The sequence below is a fragment of the Pseudopedobacter sp. genome, from assembly GCF_040392825.1.
In the GTDB taxonomy this organism is placed as follows: Bacteria; Bacteroidota; Bacteroidia; order Sphingobacteriales; family Sphingobacteriaceae; genus Pseudopedobacter.
On the sequence record NZ_JBEBVH010000380.1, the window covers coordinates 1 to 3,003 of the forward strand.

At 37.2% G+C, this 3,003-nt stretch carries 2 protein-coding genes; both read left to right on the forward strand.

The genetic code is table 11. The features are described 5' to 3' along the window. Positions 1 to 180: 180 nt before the first annotated feature. On the forward strand, positions 181 to 2,097 hold the full coding sequence (locus tag ABWO41_RS17200; protein ID WP_353140688.1) for a T9SS type A sorting domain-containing protein: 1,917 nt from the start codon (positions 181 to 183) through the stop codon (positions 2,095 to 2,097). A 106-nt stretch (positions 2,098 to 2,203) separates the two neighbouring features. Further along, on the forward strand, positions 2,204 to 3,003 hold an 800-nt coding region (locus ABWO41_RS17205; protein WP_353140691.1), incomplete at its 3' end, for a sulfatase-like hydrolase/transferase.

The window sequence follows — 3,003 nt, forward strand, 5'->3', positions numbered from 1 at the left end:
AGCTATTGAATCTAAAAGCAGAAAAAGTTGATTACTATGGAGATAAGGTAAAAGAGCTGGTAGAGCGGTAAGCTGGTAAAGCAAGCAAGACCGTTTATTGGATTTTTATGTATCTATTGAATTTTCCGTCATATACCGGAAGATAAAGGATATCTATTTTATAAACCAAGAATAAAAACTATGAGAAAAATCTATTTAAACCTAATTTGTACAACACTTTTCGCTGTATTTAGTACTGGTGCTATCGCTCAAACTATCCGTTACGTGAAATCTGGTGCTTCCGGTAATGGAACAGGTTGGAATGACGCCGGAGATTTGCAAACTATGATCAATAATTCGGGAGTAAATGATGAAGTTTGGGTAGCTGCCGGAACGTATAAACCTACCGAAAAATTAGATGCAGCCGGAGATGACAGAGACAAGACGTTTATCTTAAAGGCAGGCGTAAAAATCTACGGTGGTTTTGTTGGAAATAATGAAACATCATTGTCTGAAAGAAACGTGGCTGCCAATCTAACTATATTAAGTGGGGATTTGAATAACAGTAATAGCGCAAATGCAGGTGATGCTTATCATGTGGTAGCATCTGCTGTAAATTCAAATGGTGCTCTTTTAGACGGTTTCACTATTCAGCATGGCTTTGCAAATGTTGCTACAGAATTAGCTGGAGTAGCCCGCAATCAGGGCGCCGGAATTAATATCACTAATGAGCAAACTTCTGTTACATTCAAAAATCTGATTATTAAAAATAACCAAAGTTCTGTTAATGCTGGATCCATTGTTAATGGCGGGGCTGGGGTTTATTTAAAGCTGTCAGGAAATTCATCAACTTGCGTTTTCGAAAATGTGGTTTTTGATGGGAATATATCCGCTGCAAGTGGTGGAAATATGTATTTTACCTCAATTTTAGGTTCTCCTACAGTTACTGTTTTAAATTCAAAAGTGTTTGCTGGTCGTGGAACTGGCGGTGCAGGGTTTTATACAATTGGCAGCGAAAACAATGTTCCCAAGCTTAATGTTTTCAATGCCATTTTTTCTGAAAACAGGGCTACAGCCACTGCCCCCAGTGGCGGAGCTTTGTATTTGGGAGGATATTCTAATACAACAGTTGTTAATTGTACATTTTATAACAATTCGGGATCTAATGGTGGAGCTATAGGATATGGTAATACTGCCAGCACTGTGTTAAATTTGTACAACAGCGTATTTAATGCAAATTCAACGAATTCATCTGGTACGACAGCCTCAGATTTAAGGAATCTAACCGGAACAACGATGAATTTACGTTCTAACTTATTTCAATTAACTCCGCCTGAAGATTCAGAAGAAGAATATAAAAACATTGTAAATCCAACCGCTTCTCCTTTATTTTTAAGTACAGATATCAGTAGTTCTAACTTTCTACAATTGGTAGAAGGTGCAGCAACCGAAAAAGGTGATAATAGTTATGTAGCGACTTATGGGTTAACAGCAGATTTGGCAGGGAACCAACGTATTACACATGTGAAAGTAGATTTAGGGGCTTATGAATATCAGGGCACACTGCCTGTGGAACTTAAATATTTTGCTGTTAAAAGATTGGGCAATGCAGCTGAATTAAACTGGATAGTAGCTTCAGAATCAGATAACGACAAGTTTGTGATTGAAAGAAGTTATGATGGACAAAACTTTAATGTTATTGACGAAGTTCGGTCAAAAGGTGATACCGGACAGGCTGTTTCTTACAATTACAAAGATAATGAGCCATTAAACGGAAAAAGCTATTACAAGCTTTCACAAACAGACAGAAACGGAGGTTCTAAAGTTTTAGGTGTAAGGGTGTTGAATTTTGATTTATCCATAGCTGGTATTAAAGTCTATCCAAATCCGGCAAAAGATGTGCTGAAAGTTCAGGTTGGTTCTATTTCACCAGCTATAACAAAAGTTCGTTTAGTTTCGCTTACCGGGAACACTTTATTATCAAAACGAATTACCAAATCAGAAGCCGGGCAAGATTTCGAATTAAATGTAAGAGCAATTAATACCGGAACTTATGTACTGTTTGTTGAGTCAGATGAAGGAATTTCAGATAAAACAAAAGTAATAATAGTAAAATAATGATAATTATATATAAAGTACGTAGCAATAGAGAAGTTAATCTTTACCTTAAAGTTGGTGAAATGAGAGTCGGGACATGTCTAGCGGAAACAAGTATGATATAAATATGAAAACAAAAAAAACAGTAGTATTGCTTTTGTCAGGCTTATTACTTGTCTCAACAGGTTGGGCACAACATAAAAAGAGCATACAAAAATTAGTACAGGAACCAGGTGCAAAAAAAAGAAATGTAATCTTTATTTTAAGTGATGACCATCGATACGATTTTATGGGCTTTACAGGGAGATTGCCCTGGTTAAAGACACCTGGTTTAGATGCTTTAGCAACAGGAGGAGCACACCTGGAAAATGCTTTTGTGACAACTTCTCTATGTTCGCCAAGCCGGGCATCTATACTAACCGGACAGTATTCCCATGTACATACTATTGTGGATAATGTTACGCCGGAACCTGATAACTTAATATATTTTCCACAATATCTGCAACAGGTAGGTTATCAAACAGCATTTTTGGGGAAATGGCATATGGGACATGGAGATCATCCAAGAAATGGGTTCAATCATTGGGAAAGTTTTCCGGGTCAAGGTGTATATTATAACCCCACTTTAAATATTAATGGTAAAAAAGTGGTCTATAAAGATTCTACCTATATTACCGATTTGTTGACCGAGCATTCGCTGAACTGGTTGAAAAATAGGGATAAATCGAAACCTTTCTTCCTATATCTTTCTCATAAGGCAGTTCATACACCGGTGTCGCCAGCTAAAAGACATAAAGGGATGTACAAGAATCAGCCTTACCCTTTGCCTGTAACTTATTATCAGACACTGGGAGATGGCTATAAAAAACTTGGATGGCCAGAGTGGGTTAAACAACAACGTTATAGCTGGCATGGAGTCGATTATCC

Bases quoted from the DNA above. Each gene is read 5' to 3' on its own strand.
- ABWO41_RS17200 (WP_353140688.1), top strand. From the start codon at position 181: ATGAGAAAAATCTATTTAAACCTAATTTGTACAACACTTTTCGCTGTA.